The organism is Streptomyces omiyaensis, from assembly GCF_014650895.1.
GTDB lineage: Bacteria > Actinomycetota > Actinomycetes > Streptomycetales > Streptomycetaceae > Streptomyces > Streptomyces omiyaensis.
In genome coordinates, this window is the sequence record NZ_BMVV01000003.1 from 237,133 (window position 1) to 255,085 (window position 17,953).

General features: G+C 72.9%; 17 protein-coding genes. 5 read left to right on the forward strand and 12 right to left on the reverse strand.

What is annotated here, in order from left to right:
* Nucleotides 1–99 precede the first annotated feature (99 nt).
* Entirely contained in the window at nucleotides 100–1,134 is a 1,035-nt protein-coding gene (locus IE287_RS06685) for an LLM class flavin-dependent oxidoreductase (RefSeq protein WP_189847961.1), read from the reverse strand.
* A gap of 199 nt (nucleotides 1,135–1,333) precedes the next feature.
* Between IE287_RS06685 and IE287_RS06690 the strand changes: the two genes are divergently transcribed.
* Nucleotides 1,334–1,660, forward strand: a complete 327-nt coding sequence (locus IE287_RS06690) for an Rv1322 family protein (protein WP_189847962.1) — start codon at nucleotides 1,334–1,336, stop codon at nucleotides 1,658–1,660.
* A gap of 19 nt (nucleotides 1,661–1,679) precedes the next feature.
* On the opposite strand, the gene IE287_RS06695 is transcribed toward IE287_RS06690, so the two are convergent.
* The 7 genes from IE287_RS06695 to mce all read right to left on the reverse strand — a co-directional run bounded on the left by IE287_RS06695 (nucleotide 1,680) and on the right by mce (nucleotide 11,799).
* The gene (locus IE287_RS06695) at nucleotides 1,680–2,516 is read right to left on the reverse strand and encodes an ABC transporter permease (protein WP_189847963.1); all 837 of its coding nucleotides are present in this window, start codon (nucleotides 2,514–2,516) and stop codon (nucleotides 1,680–1,682) included.
* The gene (locus IE287_RS06700) at nucleotides 2,513–3,685 is read right to left on the reverse strand and encodes an ABC transporter ATP-binding protein (protein WP_189847964.1); all 1,173 of its coding nucleotides are present in this window, start codon (nucleotides 3,683–3,685) and stop codon (nucleotides 2,513–2,515) included. Before IE287_RS06700 ends, IE287_RS06695 begins: the two co-directional genes overlap by 4 nt.
* 217 nt (nucleotides 3,686–3,902) lie before the next feature.
* Complete coding sequence (locus IE287_RS06705; RefSeq protein WP_189847965.1) at nucleotides 3,903–4,682, reverse strand: ABC transporter permease; 780 nt, start codon at nucleotides 4,680–4,682, stop codon at nucleotides 3,903–3,905.
* Nucleotides 4,683–4,685: 3 nt separating this feature from the next.
* Nucleotides 4,686–5,705 (reverse strand): ABC transporter ATP-binding protein, encoded by a 1,020-nt coding sequence (locus tag IE287_RS06710; protein WP_189847966.1) that lies wholly within the window; start codon nucleotides 5,703–5,705, stop codon nucleotides 4,686–4,688.
* Between the two features lie 86 nt (nucleotides 5,706–5,791).
* Entirely contained in the window at nucleotides 5,792–6,727 is a 936-nt protein-coding gene (locus IE287_RS06715; protein WP_189847967.1) for a coiled-coil domain-containing protein, read from the reverse strand.
* Between the two features lie 114 nt (nucleotides 6,728–6,841).
* On the reverse strand, nucleotides 6,842–11,134 hold the full coding sequence (scy, locus tag IE287_RS06720) for a polarized growth protein Scy (RefSeq protein WP_189848234.1): 4,293 nt from the start codon (nucleotides 11,132–11,134) through the stop codon (nucleotides 6,842–6,844).
* Nucleotides 11,135–11,346: 212 nt separating this feature from the next.
* Nucleotides 11,347–11,799, reverse strand: coding sequence for a methylmalonyl-CoA epimerase (gene mce, locus IE287_RS06725; RefSeq protein WP_189847968.1), 453 nt, complete (start codon nucleotides 11,797–11,799; stop codon nucleotides 11,347–11,349).
* Nucleotides 11,800–11,936: 137 nt separating this feature from the next.
* Here mce and IE287_RS06730 point away from each other — a divergent pair, with 137 nt between their 5' ends.
* Nucleotides 11,937–13,139 carry an acetyl-CoA C-acetyltransferase gene (locus IE287_RS06730; protein ID WP_189847969.1) on the forward strand — a complete coding sequence of 401 codons (1,203 nt, stop codon included), beginning with the start codon at nucleotides 11,937–11,939 and terminating at the stop codon, nucleotides 13,137–13,139.
* 32 nt (nucleotides 13,140–13,171) lie between these two features.
* On the forward strand, nucleotides 13,172–14,128 hold the full coding sequence (gene meaB / locus IE287_RS06735) for a methylmalonyl Co-A mutase-associated GTPase MeaB (protein ID WP_189847970.1): 957 nt from the start codon (nucleotides 13,172–13,174) through the stop codon (nucleotides 14,126–14,128).
* Nucleotides 14,129–14,195: 67 nt separating this feature from the next.
* Here meaB and IE287_RS06740 read toward each other — a convergent pair whose 3' ends face one another.
* The 4 genes from IE287_RS06740 to IE287_RS06755 all read right to left on the reverse strand — a co-directional run bounded on the left by IE287_RS06740 (nucleotide 14,196) and on the right by IE287_RS06755 (nucleotide 16,865).
* Nucleotides 14,196–14,672 carry a MarR family winged helix-turn-helix transcriptional regulator gene (locus IE287_RS06740; protein ID WP_189847971.1) on the reverse strand — a complete coding sequence of 159 codons (477 nt, stop codon included), beginning with the start codon at nucleotides 14,670–14,672 and terminating at the stop codon, nucleotides 14,196–14,198.
* Between the two features lie 122 nt (nucleotides 14,673–14,794).
* Nucleotides 14,795–15,580, reverse strand: a complete 786-nt coding sequence (locus tag IE287_RS06745; RefSeq protein WP_189847972.1) for an AIM24 family protein — start codon at nucleotides 15,578–15,580, stop codon at nucleotides 14,795–14,797.
* Nucleotides 15,577–16,227, reverse strand: coding sequence for an AIM24 family protein (locus tag IE287_RS06750; protein WP_189847973.1), 651 nt, complete (start codon nucleotides 16,225–16,227; stop codon nucleotides 15,577–15,579). Before IE287_RS06750 ends, IE287_RS06745 begins: the two co-directional genes overlap by 4 nt.
* Entirely contained in the window at nucleotides 16,227–16,865 is a 639-nt protein-coding gene (locus IE287_RS06755; RefSeq protein WP_189847974.1) for an AIM24 family protein, read from the reverse strand. Before IE287_RS06755 ends, IE287_RS06750 begins: the two co-directional genes overlap by 1 nt.
* Before the next feature lie 139 nt (nucleotides 16,866–17,004).
* Here IE287_RS06755 and IE287_RS06760 point away from each other — a divergent pair, with 139 nt between their 5' ends.
* Entirely contained in the window at nucleotides 17,005–17,352 is a 348-nt protein-coding gene (locus tag IE287_RS06760) for a DUF3817 domain-containing protein (protein ID WP_189847975.1), read from the forward strand.
* On the forward strand, nucleotides 17,349–17,642 hold the full coding sequence (locus tag IE287_RS06765; protein WP_189847976.1) for an MTH1187 family thiamine-binding protein: 294 nt from the start codon (nucleotides 17,349–17,351) through the stop codon (nucleotides 17,640–17,642). The genes IE287_RS06760 and IE287_RS06765 overlap by 4 nt, the downstream gene beginning before the upstream one ends.
* Nucleotides 17,643–17,953: the final 311 nt, after the last annotated feature.

Sequence of the window (17,953 nt, forward strand, 5' to 3'; positions counted from 1 at the left end):
GGGTACCGATGGCCGCCGCTCCGCGTCGCGGGAGCCGCTGCCGGTGCGTGTCGACGCGCACCGACAGCGGGGACGCGGAGCGGCGGCGGCCCCCGCCCCTCAGACCAGCCGGGGAAGGACCTCGGCGCCGAGCCGCCGCAGGTTCTCCTCGGTGCCGGCGAGATCCCCGGAGCCCTCGGCGAGCAGGGCGAAGCGGGTGATGCCGGTGCGCTCGGCGGTCGCCGCCAGCCGGTCCGCCGCCAGCTCCGGGGTGCCGACCGGGTGCAGGGAGCAGAGCAGCTCGGTGTACGCCACCGGGTCCCGCATCGCCCGGTGCCGGCCGTCCACCGTCACATGCGCGTCCAGCCCCTGCTTCAGCCAGCCCGGCATCGCCTTCACCAGGGTCTCCGCCGCCTCGGGGGTGCGGTCCGCGAGCTGCACCACGCCCGCGGAGACGTGCCCGGAGCCGATCCGCGCGACCTCGTCGGGATCCCGTCCGGCCTCCCGCGCCCAGCGGGCCCAGGCCGCGACCGCCTCCGCCTTCTCCTCGTCGCCGCAGTGCATGCCGAGGAGCATCGGCAGGCCGCGCCCGGCCGCCAGCCGCACGCTCTTCGGCGAGGTGCACGCCACGATCACCTCCGGCGAGGGCTCGCCGCCGATCAGCTCGCCGGCCCGCGGCACCACCGGCACCTCGCGGAAGGAGAAGCGCTCGCCCGCGGCACCGACCCGGGGCTCGGAGAGCCAGCGCAGCAGCAGGTCCAGCGCCTCCGGGAAGCCGTGCTCGTACGCGTCGAGACCGGCGCCGAAGACCTCCAGGTCCACCCAGGGACCGCCACGCCCCACCCCGAGGGTGAATCTGCCGCCCGAGGCGACGTGCAGCAGCGCCGCCTGCTCGCCGAGGGCGACCGGGTGGACGCTCGGCAGCACGCTCACCGCCGTCCCCACCCGCAGCCGCCGGGTGCGGCCGAGCAGCAGTGCCGCGAGCGTCACCGCCGACGGACACACGCCGTACGGCACGAAATGGTGCTCGGCCAGCCAGACCGAGTCCAGGCCCGCCTCCTCGGCGACCTCGGCGGTCCGCACCGCCCGGTGCAGCGCCTCTCCCTGCCCCTGGCCCGGAAACTGGGCCGCGAGCACGAACGTTCCTACGCGCATCGCCTTCTGCCTCCTCGCGACCGACGCGTCCATTCCCCCTCGTACCGGCAACAACGTCTGACACGTGCCAAAGGCAACGGGCGAACATGAAGTTCTTGCGATTTTCGGTCCGGGCGTCCTGATCGGGGCCCCGGCCACCACGTCGCGGCCCGTACGCTGGAGGGAACGGTCCGTATTCCCCGACCCCGTGAGGTGTGCTGTGTCCCCGCGTCACCACCGCTCCCGCCGCGGCGCAAAGCCCGACGCGCAGGAGGAGCGCGACGACCGGTACGGCGGCTCGCAGCGCACCGAGAGCTGGCAGGGCGAGGAGTGGTACGTCCGCCTCGTCGCCGGCGCCAGCTCGCCGGGCAAGCGGTACCGCTGCCCCGGCTGCGACCAGGAGATCCCGGCCGGCGCCCCGCACGTCGTCGCCTGGCCCGAGTACGGCGGCGTCGACGACCGCCGCCACTGGCACAAGGCCTGCTGGAACGCGAAGGACCGCCGCACCTCCAGGGTGCAGCGGTCCCGCAACGCGCCGAAGTACTGAGGTACCGGGGGCCGTCGGCTCAGACGTCCCGGCTGTTCAGCAGCGCGTACGCGCCGCCCAGGGCCACCGCGGCGATCCCCGTGAGGATGAAGAGGGCCTCCCAGCCCGCCGGACCGCCCTCACCGAACGGCGGCTGCGCGCTGTACAGCGCGATCATCTGCGAAGGCACCGAGTAGGTGAAGAGGACCTCCTGGAGCCCCTTCAGCGCCGGCGCGAACATGAACAGCGCGGCCACCAGCGGCAGCAGCAGCACGCCGATCATCACCGTGATCGCGCCGGCCGAGTGGCGCACCAGCGCCCCGACCGCCATCGACAGCAGGCCCAGCACCGCCATGAAGCCGGCCGCGCCGACCGTGGCCCGCGCCCACTCCGCGCCCGTCGGCTCCGCCGCGTCCACCATCGCCACCTGCGCGGTCGCCACCACGAAGGCGACCACCAGCGTCACCGTGAAGACCAGCAGGAAGAAGACGATCGCCTTCGCCGTCAGCACCCGCGACCGGCTCGGGCACGCCGTCAGCGTGGTCCGGATCATCCCGGTGCCGTACTCGGACGAGATCGTCAGCACGCCCAGCGTGATCACGCAGATCGAGGCCGGCAGCATCCCGAAGAAGCCCAGCGGCAGCGCCGACTCCTCGCTCATGCCCCCGCCCTCGCCGGCGGCGATCGCGGCCACGCTCAGACCGATCCCCAGCATCAGCAGGATCATCGTCCCCAGCGTCCACATCGTCGCCCGCACCGAGCGGATCTTCGTCCACTCGGAGGCGAGCGCGTCGCCGAGGTGCGCCCGGCGGACCGGGATGGGGGAGACGTAGCCGTACGGCGGGGGAGGCACCGGGGTCGGCGTCGGGGCGGTCATCGGGCGTCCTCGGTGGTGTCGCTCGGCTTCTGGATGCTCGGCCGAGGGGGACTCGGCTGCGGCGCGGCCGCGGGAGGCTGCGGGGCGGGGGCGGGAGGCTGCGGGGCGGCGTACGGGTTCTCGCCGGGCGGCGGCGGGGCGTACCAGCCCTGCTGCGGCACGTCCGCCGGCAGCGGCGGCTGCGGCTGCGGCGGGAGCCCGTACCCCGGTTGGCCGGGTTGCGGCGGGGCCTGGAGGTGGGCCAGCTTGTCGTCGGTCGAGCGGTAGTCCACCGCGCCCTGGGTGAGGCGCATGTACGCCTCCTCCAGGGAGGCCTGGTGCGGGGAGAGCTCCCAGAGCCGCACGTCCGCCCCGTGCGCCAGGTCGCTGATCCTCGGCAGCGGCAGACCGGTGACGCGCAGCGCCCCGTCCGGCTCGGGGAGGACCTGGCCGCCGGCCTCGACCAGCACGCCCGACAGCTTGTCGCGCTGCGCGGCCTCGCCCTCCGGCGTGCGGACCCGGGCGAAGTCCGCCGAGTTCGCCGAGATGAACTGCTTCACCGGCATGTCGGAGAGCAGCTGCCCCCGGCCGATCACGATGAGGTGGTCCGCCGTCAGCGCCATCTCGCTCATGAGGTGGCTGGAGACGAAGACCGTGCGGCCCTCGGAGGCCAGCTTCTTCATCAGGTTGCGCACCCAGAGGATGCCCTCCGGGTCCAGGCCGTTGACCGGCTCGTCGAAGAGCAGCACCTGCGGGTCGCCGAGGAGCGCCGCCGCGATGCCGAGCCGCTGGCCCATGCCGAGCGAGAAGCCCTTCGAGCGCCGCCGCGCCACGTCCTGGAGTCCCACCACGCCCAGCACCTCGTCCACCCGGCGGGCCGGGATGCCGGCCAGCTGGGCCAGCGAGAGGAGGTGGTTGCGGGCGCTGCGGCCGCCGTGCACGGCCTTGGCGTCCAGGAGGGCGCCGACCTGTCGGGGCGCGTTCGGCAGCTGCCGGAACGGGTGGCCGCCGATCGTCACCCGGCCGGCCGTCGGCTGGTCCAGGCCCAGGATCATGCGCATGGTGGTCGACTTGCCGGAGCCGTTCGGGCCCAGGAAGCCGGTGACGACACCCGGCCTCACCTGGAAGGAAAGGTTGTACACGGCCGTCTTCGCGCCGTAGCGCTTGGTCAGGCCGACTGCCTCGATCATTCTCCAGCCCCATCGACAGGTCGGTGGTGTGCGATCGGGGCATGGCGGCGCCTGGCCGAAAGGCCCCCGTACGAGTCAGGAGCTTATCCAGCCGTTGACGGTTCCCGCTCGGGCGAAGCGAGACCGAAGCGAAACCTCCGGGGAAAATCCGGGACGCCCCGGACCCCGCTTCAGGGGCCCGGGGCGTCCGGGGCGTCCGGGGAGGCCGGACGGGGGCTCAGGCGTCGCGCCGCTTCAGCACCAGGTAGCCGCCGAGCAGCGAGGCCGCCACCCACACCAGCATGATCGCGAGCCCGCCCCAGGGCCCGTAGGGCGCCTTCTCCGAGCCCAGCGCGTCCGGCACCACCTGCATGATCTTGGAGCCGGCCTGGTCGGGGAAGTACTTGGCGACCTCCTTCGCCTTCGGCACCGCCGACAGGATCTGCGAGATCAGGAAGAAGAACGGCACCAGGATGCCGAGCGACAGCATCGAGGAGCGGAGCATCGCCGCCACGCCCATCGAGAAGACCGCGATCAGCCCCATGTAGATCCCGCCGCCGACCACCGCCCGCAGCACGTTGTCCGCGCCGATCGTGGTCCGGTGCTCGCCGAGCAGCGCCTGCCCGAGGAAGAAGGACAGGAAGCTCGTCACCAGGCCGACCAGCAGGGCCAGCGCCCCCGCCACCGCGATCTTGGAGAAGAGGAAGGTGGCCCGCTGGGGGACGGCGGCGAGCGAGGTGCGGATCATGCCCGAGGAGTACTCGGTCCCCACCACGAGCACGCCGAAGACCACCATCGCCAGCTGCCCCAGCACCATCCCGGAGAAGCTGACGAAGGTCGGGTCGAAGGTCGCCCGCTCCAGGTCGGAGAGGTCGTCGAAGCTCGACTTCAGCAGTGCCGAGAGCGCGGCGCCCATCGCCACCGTGACGATCACCGCGCTCGCCAGGGTCCAGACCGTCGACGAGACCGTCCGGATCTTGGTCCACTCGGACTGGAGGACCGCCGGTACCGCTGCCATCTCTCAGACCCCCTCGCCGGTCGGGCCGGACCCGGGACCCGGCGCGGCGCCCCAGCCGGAGTTCGCGCCCCACGCGGGGCCCGGTGCGGCCGGTGCGCCGCCGTGCACATCGGTGCCGGTGCCGTGCGCGTGGTACTCCACCGCGCCCGCCGTCATCTGCATGAAGGCCTCCTCCAGGGAGGCGCGCTGGGCGCTCAGCTCGTGCAGCGTCAGCTGGTGCGCCGCCGCCAGCTCGCCCAGCCGGTCGGTCGAGGCCCCGTCGACCTCCAGCGTTCCGTTTCCGGCCTCGACCACCACGAATCCGTCGGCGTGGAGCACGTCCCGCAGACGTTCCTGCTGCGGGGAGCGCAGCCGTACGAAACTCCGCGAATTCTGCTGGATGAAATCGGCCATCGAAGTGTCGGCGAGAAGTTTCCCCTGCCCGATGACGATCAGATGATCAGCCGTCAGCGCCATTTCACTCATCAGATGACTGGAGACGAAGATCGTCCTGCCTTCCGACGCCAGCGACTTCATCAGATTGCGGATCCAGTGAATTCCCTCGGGGTCCAGACCATTGACGGGTTCGTCGAACATCAGGATCTCGGGATCCCCGAGCAGGGCCGACGCGATGCCGAGCCGCTGCCCCATGCCGAGCGAGAAACCCTTCGACTTCTTCCGCGCCACCGCCGTCAGGCCCACGAGGTCGAGCACCTCGCCGACCCGGCTCCGGGGGATCCGGTTCGACTGCGCCAGGCAGAGCAGGTTGTTGTGGGCCGACCGGCCCCCGTGCATCGCCTTGGCGTCGAGGAGCGCCCCGATGTACTTCAGCGGCTCGTCAAGCTCCCGGTAGTGCCGGCCGTCGATCCGCACCGTCCCGCTCGTCGGGTTGTCCAGATCGAGCATCATCCGCATCGTGGTCGACTTCCCCGCCCCGTTGGGCCCCAGGAAGCCGGTGATCATGCCCGGCCGCACCCGGAAGGAGAGATGATCGACCGCCGTCTTCGTCCCGTACCGCTTCGTCAGCCCGTCAAGCTCGATCATGCGTACCAAGCTAAGGGCGCGCGAAACCCCCCGCCACCGGAGTGACGGGGGGTCCGGAACGCACGCGCAACCGGCTCCGCCGGGGGCTACCGGGTCTGCTGGGCGGGAACGCCGGTGGTGCGCTCCTCGTCGAGCGGGGAGCCCGCGGCGGCCACCGCGGCACCGGTCAGCGTCGCCAGCATCTCGCGGACGTTGGTCAGCTGCGCGTTGATGGAGTCGCGACGGTTCGTCAGCGCGGCGAGCTCCCGCTCCGATTCCGAGCGGATCCGGTCGGCCTTGGCGTTGGCGTCGGCCACGATGTCCTCGGCCTGGCGCTGCGCGGTCTCCACCGTCTGGCGGGCCCGGCGCTCGGCGTCCGTGCGGAGCTTCTCGGCCTCCAGGCGGAGCTGCTCGGCGCGGTGCTCGATCTCGGCGAGGCGCTTCTCGGCCTTGGCCTGGCGCGAGGCCAGGTCGCGCTCGGACTGCTCGCGGCGCTTGGCCAGGTTGGTCTCGAAGTCCGCGGCGGCCTGGGCGGCCTTGGCGCGGGTCTCCTCGAAGAGGGCGTCCGCCTCCTCGCGCTTCGACTGCGCGTCCTTCTGCGCCTCGGCGCGCAGCGAGTTGGCCTCGCCCTGCGCCTTCTCGACGATCCGGACGCCCTCGTCCTCGGCCTTCGACTTGCGGTCCGCCGCGAAGGACTCCGCGTCGTTGCGCACCTGCTGGGCGGCCGACTCGGCCAGCTCGCGGTGCTGCTCGGCGGCGCGACGGGCCTCCTCGCGCAGGTCCTTCGCCTCCTCCTCGGCGAGACGGAGGATCTTCTCGACGCGGGCGCCGAGACCGGCGTACGACGGCTCGGCGTCGCTCACCTGCGCCTGGGCGTTCTGCGTCTCGAGGTGGAGCTCCTCGATGCGCTTCTCCAGGGAGGTGATGCGGCCCAGTGCGCTGTCACGGTCGGCGACGAGCTTGGTAATGCGGTCGTCCACCTGACCGCGGTCGTAACCACGCCGCACGAGCTCGAAGCCGAAGGGGGAGGATGTGTCGCTCATGGGGTTCCTGTCGAATGAGACCGGTGAGGTGTTAGAGGGAATCCTAGGGGCCGAAGCGGCGTGTCATCGAGCGTATGCCCGTTTGCTCTGGAGAATGTCCAGCCTTTTGAGTGGCTAGCCGTCCTGGGACTTGCCACTCGAACGGGTGGAACCCGAGGAAGCACCCGCCTTGAGCCCGTCCTTCGTCCCCGCCGACGGCGTCTCGAAAGACTCCAACGCCTCCAGAACGTCCTGGACACGGGAGATCTCGGCATTGATGTCGGTACGACGGCGGGTCAGGAGCTCCAGCTCGCGCCGGCCCTCCTCGACCAGGCGCTCGGCCTCGGCCTCCGCATCCGCCTTGATCCGCTCGGCCTCGGCCACCAGCGAACTCTTCTTCTGCTCCGCCTCCTTGAGGAGCGTGTCCGCCTTCCGCACGGCCGCGATCCGGACCTTGCTCGCCTCGGAGCTCGCCTCCGAGACCATCTCCCTGGCCTTCTCCTCGGCCTCGGCGCGCTGCTCCTCGGCGGCCTTCACCAGCTTGTCGACGCGCTCGCCGGCCGTCTTCATCTGCTCGGCCGACTCGCGCCGCGCCCGCTCGTGCAGCTCCTCGATCTCGCCCTCGACCCGGCCCCGCAGCTCCTCGGCCCGCTCCCTTATGTCGGTCGCGTCCTTCCGCGCCCCGACCAGCAGCTCGTCCGCGTCGGTGCGCGCCTTCTCCACCAGTCCGTTGCCCTCGACGGTCGCCTCGGCGACGATCCGGTCGGCCTCCTTGCGGGCCGCGCCCACCATCGTGTCCGCCTGCGCCTCGGCCTCGGCGGTGACGCGCAGCGCCTCCTCCCGGGCCTTGGCGACCAGCTGGTCGGCCTGCCCGGCCGCGTCGGCGCGCTTCTTCGCGCCGGCCTCGCGGGCCTCGTCCAGGGTCCGGTCGGCCTCCGCTCGGGCCTCCGCGCGCATCTGCTCGGCCGCCGCGGCGGACTCCTCCCGCGCCCGGGCCGACTCCTCGCGGATCCGCCCGGCGTCCCGACGGGCCGACTCCAGCTCCTCGGCGCCCTCGGTCCGCAGCCGCTCGGCCTCGGCCGCGGCGTCCGCGAGGGTCCGCTCCGCCTCGGTCCGGGCGTCGGCGGTCAGCGACTCGGCCAGCTCGCCGGCCTCGTCGGTGATCCGGACGGCCTCGGCGGTCGCCTCGCCGACCAGGGCGTCGGCCTGTTCGGCGGCGTCCTGGCGGCGCTTGTCGGCGGCCTGACGGGCCTCGTCCAGGATCTGCTCGGCGTCGGCCAGGGCCGCCGTCCGCAGCGCCTGGGCGTGCGCCTCGCCGTCCGTCTTGACCTGCTCGGCCTCGGTCCGCAGCCGGGTCGTCTCGCGCGCGGTGGTCTCGCGCAGCTCGGCCGCCTCGGCGGCGATCCGGCCGGCTTCGGTGGTCGCTTCGCCGATCAGGGTGTCGGCCTGTTCGGCGGCGTCCTGGCGGCGCTTGTCGGCGGCCTGGCGGGCTTCGTCGAGGACCTGTTCGGCCTCGGCGGCGATCCGCTCGGCTTCGGTGGTCGCTTCGCCGATCAGGGTGTCGGCCTGTTCGGCGGCGTCCTGGCGGCGCTTGTCGGCGGCCTGGCGGGCCTCGTCGAGGACCTGTTCGGCCTCGGCGGCGATCCGCTCGGCTTCGGTGGTCGCCTCGCCGATCAGGGTGTCGGCCTTCTCGGCCGCCTCCGACCGGATCCGGTTGGCGTCGTCCCGGGCGTCGGCCCGGGTGCGGGCCGCGTCCTGCTCGGCCGAGGCCAGCGCGTCCGTCACCTCGGTGCGCACCCGCTGCGCGTACTCGGCGGTGTCCGTGCGGAGCTTCTCCGCCTCCGCGATCGCGTCCCCGACCGTCCGCTCGGCCAGCGCCTTCGCCGCCTCGGACTCCTCCTGGGCACGCGCGCGCGTGCGGGCCGCGTCCTCCGAGGCCCGCTCCCGCTCCCCGTGCGCGTCGGCGCGGACCCGGTCCGCCTCCTCCTGCGCCTCGGTGCGGGTCCGCTCCGCGGCGTGCTCCGCGGCCGAGCGCAGCCCGGCGATCTCCTCCTCGGCCTGCTCGCGCAGCCCGGCGACCGAGTCGCGGACCTCCTGCGCGGTCTGCTCGGCGGCACCGACCATCTCGGTGGCCCGGGTGTCCGCCTCCTCGACCAGGCGCTGGGCCTCGGCCTGCGCCTCCTCCACCCGCTTGCGGGCGGCGGCGAGGAGCTCCTCGGACCGCTCACGGGCGTGCTCGCGCTCCCGGCCGGCCTCGGAACGGGCCGACTCCAGCGTCTCCTCGGCCTCCCGGCGGCGGCGGACGGCCTCCTCCTGGGCGGCGGCCAGCGCCTCGGCGGCCTCGGCGGCGACCCGCTCGGCGGCGGCCGCGGCCTCGGCCCGCACCCGGCCGGCGGTCTCCTGGGCCTCCGACCGGAGCCGCTCGGACTCGGTCTCGGCCTCGGAGGTCAGCCGCTGGGCGGTCGCCTCGGCCTCGGCGCGGGCCGCGGACGCGTCCGACGCGGCCTCGGTCCGGAGCCGCTCGGCCTCCTCCTCGGCCTGCTCCCGCAGGGCCCTGATGCGCTCGGCGCCCTCGGTCCGGAGCCGCTCGGTCTCCTCGGCGGCCTCGCGGCGGATCCGCTCGCCCTCGGCGCGGGCGTCGGTCAGCTCCTGCCCGGCCGCGGTCACCTTCGCCTCGGCGTCGGCGTGCAGCCGGGTCAGCTCCTCGGCGGCCTCGGCCCGGCGGGCCTCGGCGGCCCGTTCGGCGTCCGCGCGCAGCCCCTCGGCGGCCTTCTCGGCGGCCTCCCGGACGGACTCCGCCTGTTCCTCGGACTCCACGCGCAGCCGCTCGGCCTCGGCGCGGGTCCGCTCCAGGGTCTCCTCGGCCTGGGTCCGGAGCGTCTGGGCGCGCTCCATCGCCTCCGAGCGGACCCGCTCGCTCTCCGCGCCGGCGTTGCCGCGCAGCTCGTCGGCGTCGGCCTTCGCCTTGGTCAGCAGCGCCTCGGCGGTCTTGGCCGCCTCCTCGATCTGCTGGACGGCCTCGCGGCGGGCCTCGCCGCGGATCCGCTCGCCCTCGGCGATGGCCTCGGCGCGCAGCTGCTCGGCCTCGCCGCGCAGCCGCCGCGCCTCCTCCTGGAGCTCGACGGTCTTGGCCCGGTACTCCTTGGTGTCGTCCTTCGCCGAGCCGAGCAGCTCGTCGGCCTGCTCCTCGGCGCGGGAGCGCAGCCGGTCGGCCTCGGTCTCGGCCTCGCGGCGGATCCGCTCGGCCTCCTCGGAGGCCTTGCGGGTGGTCTCGGCGGCGTCCTCGGAGGCCTTGCTGAGGACCTCCTCGGCGCTGCGGGCGGCCTTGGCGAGCGCGGCGGCCGAGTCCTCGGCGGCGGCGGTGCGGGCGTTCTCGGTGGCCTCGGCGACCAGCTTCTCGGAGCGGGCGGTCGCCTCGCGCAGCTTCTCCTCGGCCTCGGCCTTGAGCTGCTCGGCCTTCTCGGTGGCCTCGCCGACCAGCCGGGCGATCTCCGACTTGGCGGTGCGGGTGCGCTGCTCGTTGACGGAGTCGGCGGAGGAGAGGGTCCGCGCGGCGGCGTCCTTGGCCTCCGCGAGCGCCTTGTCGGCCTCGGCGCGGGCCTGCCGGAGCTTCTCGTCGGCCTCCTGCATCCGCTGCTCGGCGGCGCGGGACAGCTCGGTGGCCTGGCGGCGGGCCTGGTCGGTCTCGGCGACGGCGGCGGTCCGCAGCTGCTCGGCGTGGCCGGTGGCCTCCTGGGCCTGGGTGGAGGCGGCCGTCATGAGCCGCTCGGCGTCCTTGCGGGCGCGCAGCAGAATCGCTTCGGCCTCGGCGCGGGCGGCCTCCGCCTCGGCGCCGACGCGGCGGCCGGTCTCCTCGGAGAGGCGGGTGGCCTCGGCCCGGGCGGTGGTGAGGGACTGCTCGGCCTCGGCGCGGGCCTCGTCCATCAGGCGGCGGGCCTGGGCCTCGGTGCGGGCGCGGAGCTGCTCGGCCCAGGCCACGTTCTCGTTGACGTGGGCCTCGACGGTCTGGCGGCGCTCGTTCAGCTCCTGGTCGAGCTGCTGGCGGCGCTGCACGGCCTCGTTGTGCAGTTCGGCCTGGAGCCTGGCCTGGTGCTCGGCGTGCTCCTGGAGGATCCGCTGGGTCTGCGCACGGGCCTCGCGCAGCTCCCGCTCGGCGTCCTGGCGGAGCTGTTCGGCCTGGGCCTGTGCGTTCCGCAGCAGCTGCTCGGCCTGGTAGCCGATGTCCGCGCTGTCGTAGGCGGGCCGGGACGCGATGGTGCGCCGCGCCTCGTGGAGCTTGGCACGCAAGACCTCGACCTGGTAGCCCAGGTCCTCGGCGTGCTGGACGGCCTTCTCTCGCTCCTTCTTCAGCCGCTCCATCTCGGCTTCGAACCGCGAGAGATGGTCGTCTTCAGCTCGGTGGCTCTCCTGGCGTTCGTAGCCCCGCACTGCGCGGTCCATCCTTCCCCGAGCTCTCCGAGCAGGGGAGACCCCAACCCTGGTCGCAACCTTCCGACGAGCACCGTTCACCGGAAGAACGGCCCCCCGGGGAATCGTGGCAGATCGGACGACCCCGACATCCCGACTACGGAGCCGTGCGAAGCGGCCCCGACCGGCCCCGGCCCGGAGCCGCCCACTCTACCGGGCCGGGAATACGGAGGTCAGTGCTCCACTGAGGAGTGGTCGGCCGAAGGCGGTGCGGAGGTGACGAGTTCGGTCAGGACGCCGTGGCAGTCCTTGGGGTGGAGGAAGGTGATCCGGGAGCCCATGGAGCCGGTGCGGGGCTCGTCGTAGAGGACCCGGACGCCCTTGCCGCGGATGGCCTCGGCGTCCCCGTCGACGTCCGCGGTGCCGAAGGCGATGTGGTGGACGCCCTCGCCGTTCCTGGCCAGCCACTTGCCCACCGCGGAGTCCTCGCGGGTGGGCTCCAGGAGCTGGAGATAGGAGGCGCCGCCGTCGTCGGTGGCGTTGATCCTCAGCATGGCCTCGCGGACGCCCTGCTCCTCGTTGACCTCGGAGTGGTAGACCTCGAAGCCGTAGGTGGCACGGTAGAACTCGACGGTCCTGTCCAGGTCGAAGCAGGCGATCCCGATGTGGTCGATACGCGTCAGCATGGCTCCAGTGCACCGCCGCCGGGATGGTTACGCAACGTGCGCGCCGTCACACCGGCAGGCCGGTGACCTCGCGCCGCACCGCTCAGTACATTGGCGGTAAACCCTCGTTCACTCCTCATCCCAAGGGGCCGTGCCTCATGTCTGGAACGACCGGTACCACCTCAGTGATCGTCGCGGGCGCCCGCACGCCCATGGGTCGCCTGCTCGGCTCGCTCAAGTCCTTCTCCGGCGCCGACCTGGGCGGGTTCGCCATCAAGGCCGCCCTGGACCGGGCCGGCATCGGCGGCGACCAGGTGCAGTACGTGATCATGGGCCAGGTGCTCCAGGCGGGTGCCGGGCAGATCCCCGCCCGCCAGGCCGCCGTCAAGGCCGGCATCCCGATGAACGTCCCCGCCCTGACCATCAACAAGGTGTGTCTGTCGGGTCTGGACGCCATCGCGCTGGCCGACCAGCTGATCCGCGCCGGCGAGTTCGACGTGGTCGTCGCCGGCGGCCAGGAGTCGATGACCAACGCCCCGCACCTGCTGCCCAAGTCCCGCGAGGGCTTCAAGTACGGCGCGATCGAGATGCTCGACGCGATGGCGTACGACGGTCTGACCGACGCCTTCGAGAACATCGCGATGGGCGAGTCGACCGAGAAGCACAACACCCGCCTGGGCATCGACCGCGCCTCGCAGGACGAGATCGCCGCGCTGTCGCACCAGCGCGCCGCCGCCGCCCAGAAGAACGGCCTGTTCGAGGCCGAGATCACCCCGGTCGAGATCCCGCAGCGCAAGGGCGACCCGGTGATCTTCGCCCAGGACGAGGGCGTCCGCGCCGAGACCACCGTGGAGTCCCTCGGCAAGCTCCGCCCGGCCTTCGCCAAGGACGGCACGATCACCGCCGGCACCTCCTCGCAGATCTCGGACGGCGCCGCCGCCGTCGTCGTGATGAGCAAGGCCAGGGCGGAGGAGCTCGGCCTGGAGTGGATCGCCGAGATCGGCGCCCACGGCAACGTGGCCGGCCCGGACAACTCGCTCCAGTCGCAGCCGTCCAACGCCATCCGGCACGCCCTGGAGAAGGACGGCCTGACCGTCGACGACCTCGACCTGATCGAGATCAACGAGGCCTTCGCCGCGGTCGCCGTGCAGTCCATGAAGGACCTCGGGGTGTCCCCGGAAAAGGTGAACGTCAACGGCGGCGCCATCGCGCTCGGCCACCCGATCGGCATGTCCGGCGCCCGCGTGGTGCTCCACCTCGCGCTGGAGCTCAAGCGGCGCGGCGGCGGCGTCGGCGCGGCCGCGCTCTGCGGCGGCGGCGGCCAGGGCGACGCCCTGATCATCCGCGTGGCCGGCAAGTAAGACCCCAGCCAGCAGAACCAGGAGAACGCAGCATGGTGGACGTCCCCGCACTGGTCGCCCAGGCACGGGAGGGCCGGCCGCGGGCCGTGGCCCGGCTCATCTCGCTCGTGGAGGGGGCGTCCCCGCAGCTGCGCGAGGTGATGGCGGCGCTGGCCCCGCTCACCGGCAACGCCTACGTGGTGGGCCTGACCGGTTCGCCCGGTGTCGGCAAGTCCACGTCGACCTCGGCGCTGGTGACCGCGTACCGCCGGGCCGGCAAGCGGGTCGGCGTGCTCGCCGTCGACCCGTCCTCGCCGTTCAGCGGCGGCGCGCTCCTGGGCGACCGGGTGCGGATGTCGGAGCACGCCTCCGACCCCGGCGTCTACATCCGCTCGATGGCCACCCGCGGGCACCTGGGCGGCCTGGCCTGGTCGGCCCCGCAGGCCATCCGGGTCCTCGACGCGGCCGGCTGCGACGTGATCCTGGTGGAGACCGTCGGCGTCGGGCAGTCCGAGGTGGAGATCGCCGGGCAGGCGGACACCTCGGTGGTGCTGCTGGCCCCGGGCATGGGCGACGGCATCCAGGCCGCCAAGGCGGGCATCCTGGAGATCGGCGACGTCTACGTGGTCAACAAGGCGGACCGGGACGGGGCCGACGCCACCGCCCGCGAGCTCCACCACATGCTGGGCCTCGGCGAGGCGCGCGGGCCCGGCGACTGGCGGCCGCCGATCGTGAAGACGGTCGCGGCGCGCGGCGAGGGCGTCGAGGAGGTCGTGGAGGCCCTGGAGAAGCACCGGGCCTGGATGGAGGAGCGCGGGGTCCTCGCGGAGCGCCGGAAGGCCCGGGCGGCCCGCGAGGTGGAGACCATCACCATCACGGCGCTGCGCGAGCGGATCGGCGACCTGCACGGGGACCGGCGGCTCGACGCGCTGGCCGAGCGGATCGCGACCGGCGCGCTCGACCCGTACGCGGCCTCCGACGAGCTCCTGGCGAGCCTGACCGGCAACTGACGGCCGGAAAGCGCCGGAGGGCCTCCCCGGTTCCCGGGGAGGCCCTCCGGCGCTCTTCTCTGTCAGGTCACGGCTTGCCGCGCTTGCCGCGCAGCCGCTCGGCGACCGGCTTGAGCGACTCGTGGAGGTCGCCGAGCGCCTCGGGGGAGAGCCGGTCGATGAAGTGGTCGCGGACCGACTCCACGTGGTGCGGGGCGACCTTGCGCATGGTCTCCATGCCCTGGTCGGTGAGGACCGCGTAGAGGCCGCGCCGGTCGGACTCGCAGTTCACCCGCTGGACCAGGCCGGCGTTCTCCATCCGGGTGATCTGGTGGGAGAGGCGGCTCTTGGACTGGAGGGTGGCGGCCGCGAGGTCGCTCATGCGGAGCCGGTGCTCGGCGGACTCCGAGAGGTTGACGAGGATCTCGTAGTCGTTCATCGTCAGACCGAAGGGCTGGAGGTCTCGCTCCAGCTGGTGCGTCAGCATTCGCTGGACGTCGAGGAAGGTGCGCCACGCGCACTGCTCGGCGTCGGTGAGCCAGGGTGTGGCCGTCTCGGTGTCCATGAGTGGATTCTACCTAAGAAGTTGAATACTTGACGAAATCTGCGGAGTGACGCGCGGCACCCGCCGGACCGGCCGCGGTCCCCGCGCGGCCGTTCGAAGCGTCACGCTCCGCAGACTACCGCTCACAGCCCGAAGCGCCGCTGCAGGTCACCGAGCTGGCCGGGAAGGCGCGGTACCGCCCCCTGCGCCGCCTGGCCGGAACCGTGCGGACCATGCCCGCCCGGCACTCCGGCCTGGGCCGGCGGTGCCCCGGTGTTCCGCTCCGCCATCAGCAGCTCCGTCGACTGGAGCAGCACCGTCCCCGCGCCGACGAACTCGAACTGGTGCTCCTCGCCGGAGGAGCCGCCGATGCCGGTCAGGGCCCGCACCCCGCCCATCACGCCCGTCAGGTAGGCGTGGTCGTAATGGTGACAGGGGGAGGGGCAGTCCGCCCAGCCCACCAGCGCCTGCGGGTCCACCCGCAGCGGCGGCTCCATGAAGACCACCGGCCCGTTCGACGCGGCCACGAACTTACCGGTGCCGATCAGCGTCACGAAGCCCGGCACGATCGACTGCTTCAGCGCCAGCGTCGGCTGGTAGGCCAGCAGGTTCCCGGAACGGATCGTCAGGTTGCCCTCGTCCAGGTCGTACGAGTTCACGTCGAAGGCCCGGTCCGCGAGGAGCATCTTCCCCGAGCCCTCGGCCACCACCCAGTCGCTCGCGTGCAGCGGCGAGTGGAAGGCGGTCCGCACCAGCCGGTCGAGCCGCCCGTGCCCGATCCCGTTGAACTCGATCCGCCCGTAGTAGGCGATCATCTTGCCCTTCTGCAGGAACCAGGGGGCGCCCTTGAGCTCCACGCAGAAGGTGTACGCGTTGACGTTGTCGTCCGACGGCAGGGTCTGCGGATCGTGGATGACAGGGGTGCTCACAGCTTCTCCTCCGACGCCTGGACGTACACCGCACCGCTGCCGCTCAGCTCCAGCTGGAAGGCCTCGCCCGAGCCGCGCCCCACCATGTCCCGCCAGCCCAGCGCGGTGGAGAGCTTGTTGCGGACGTCGCCGTGGTGGGCCACGTACGCCTGCGGGTCGACGTGGACCGGACGGCCCGGGGAGATCGGCAGCTCGATCACCCCGCCGTGCGCCATGACCGCCACCGAGCCGTGGCCCCTCAGGGTCGTGGTGAAGAGGCCCTGGCCGGTCACCTGGCCGCGCACCATGCCCATGACGCCGCCCTGCGAGCCCATGAACATGGTGCCCTGCTCCAGGGTGCCGTCGAAGGCGAGCAGCCGGTCCGCCTCCACGTAGAGGGTGTCGCCGGTCAGCGCGACCACCTGGATGTGGTGGCCGCCGTGCCCGAACATCACCGTGCCGCTGCCCTCGACGGTCATCAGCGGCGTCGCCTCGCCGGCCACCCGGCGGCCGATCATCGACATCAGGCCGCCCTGGCCGCCCGTCGTGTTCGGCGTGAACGTGACGTCCCCGCGGTACGCGAGCATGGCGCCGCGCTGGCTGAAGAGCCGCTGTCCCGGGACCACGGTCGCCTCGATCATCTTCGAGTTCACCTCGCGGAACGGCATCAGACGTCACCCCCGATGGTGTTGCGCTCGCTCGGCTGCACGTAGACCAGCCCGTCGCCCTCGAAGCGGATCTGGAAGGCCTCGCCGCCGCCCTCGCCGAGCAGGGTGCGGAAGGTCACACCCGACTGGAAGTGCTGCTGGAGGTTCCCCTGGTGGGCGACGTACGCGCCCGGGTCGACCGAGAGCGGGTACTGCGGGGTCACCCGGAGCACCGTCGCCGGGCCGTCGGACAGGATCGCCGCCTGCCCGGTCCCCTCCACCGTGGTGGTGAAGAGGCCGTTGCCGGTCGCGCCGCCGCGCATCCCGGTGAAGGTGGTGCCGGTGCGCAGCCCGGCGTCGGCGCAGAGCAGGTTGCTCGCCTCCACCCACAGCTTGTCGCCGTGCAGCTGGACGAGGTTGATCTCGGAGGCCCGGTCGGCGAACCAGCAGGTCCCCTGCCCCCTGACCTCCATCACCTCCATCTGTTCGCCCGTCAGGCGGCGGGTGACCATGCCGCGCAGGCCCTCCCCGCCGCCGCTCATCTTCTTGAACGCCATCTGCCCGTCGTAGGCGACCATCGAGCCGTTCTTCGCCTTGACGGCGTCGCCGGTCATCGTCACGGCGAGCACCTTGCTGCCCTGGAGTCGGAACGTAGCCACGCGCCGAAGGTAGCGGGGACCCGGTTAAAGGGACTGCAAAGTCGGCGTGCACAATGGAGCCCGCCCCCCTTGTGCATCCGTTCACAAGATCGCGCCAGGCAGCCGCTCCCGTCGGCTCGAATCGAAGGTGACCCCCTCCGTGGACCTCAAGACCGCTTCCTCGCTCCACCGGCTCCGGCTCGTCTCCGCGCCCGAGGCCGTCTCGTTCCTGCTCCTGCTGGTCTGCTCGGTGCTCAAGCGGACCACGGACTTCAACGCGGTGCCGGTCATGGGCGCCGTCCACGGCGTGCTCTTCGTGCTGTACGTGCTCTTCTGGCTGGACGCCTGGAACCGCGCCAAGTGGAGCCTCGTCACCGCCGCGGTCTACTTCGCCCTCTCCGTGATCCCCTTCGGCGGCTTCTACGCCGACCGCAAGCTGAAGGCCGAGGCCGAGGCGGCCGTCGCCACCTCCCGCGCGCAGGCCGCCGAGGGCGCGGTGAAGGCATGATCGTCGCCTTCTCGGTCACCCCGCTCGGCGTGGGCGAGGAGGTCGGCGAGTACGTCGCCGACGCCGTCCGCGTGGTCCGCGAGTCCGGCCTCCCGAACCGCACCGACGCCATGTTCACGTCCATCGAGGGGGAGTGGGACGAGGTCATGGACGTGGTGAAGCGGGCCGTCGCCGCGGTCGAGGCGCGCGCCCCGCGGGTCTCCCTCGTCCTCAAGGCGGACGTGCGGCCCGGGGTCACCGACGGCCTCACCGCCAAGGTCGAGACGGTCGAGCGCCACCTGGCCGGCTGAGCCGGCGCCCCGAGACCCGGCACCCTGGAGCCCCCGGCAGCGGCCGGGGGCTCCTCGCGTCGTCCACCAGCGCTTTGAGCGAATGATCGACATCGGTTAACGTCCTCCTTGAGCAGTTGCTCAAGACGGGGGAGCGGCCGGGACACGTCCACGGCCCGTTCCCGAACCGGCCGCCGCCGGCACCGGTGTCTCCGCGGGGGAGCGCCACCGGGCCGGCGGCGGCCGTCGTCGCGCCGGGGCGGGGCCGCGCGCGGAGAAGGGGCCGGGGCGGGGCCCGTACGCGAGGAGGGGGCGGGGTGTGAGCCGGGACC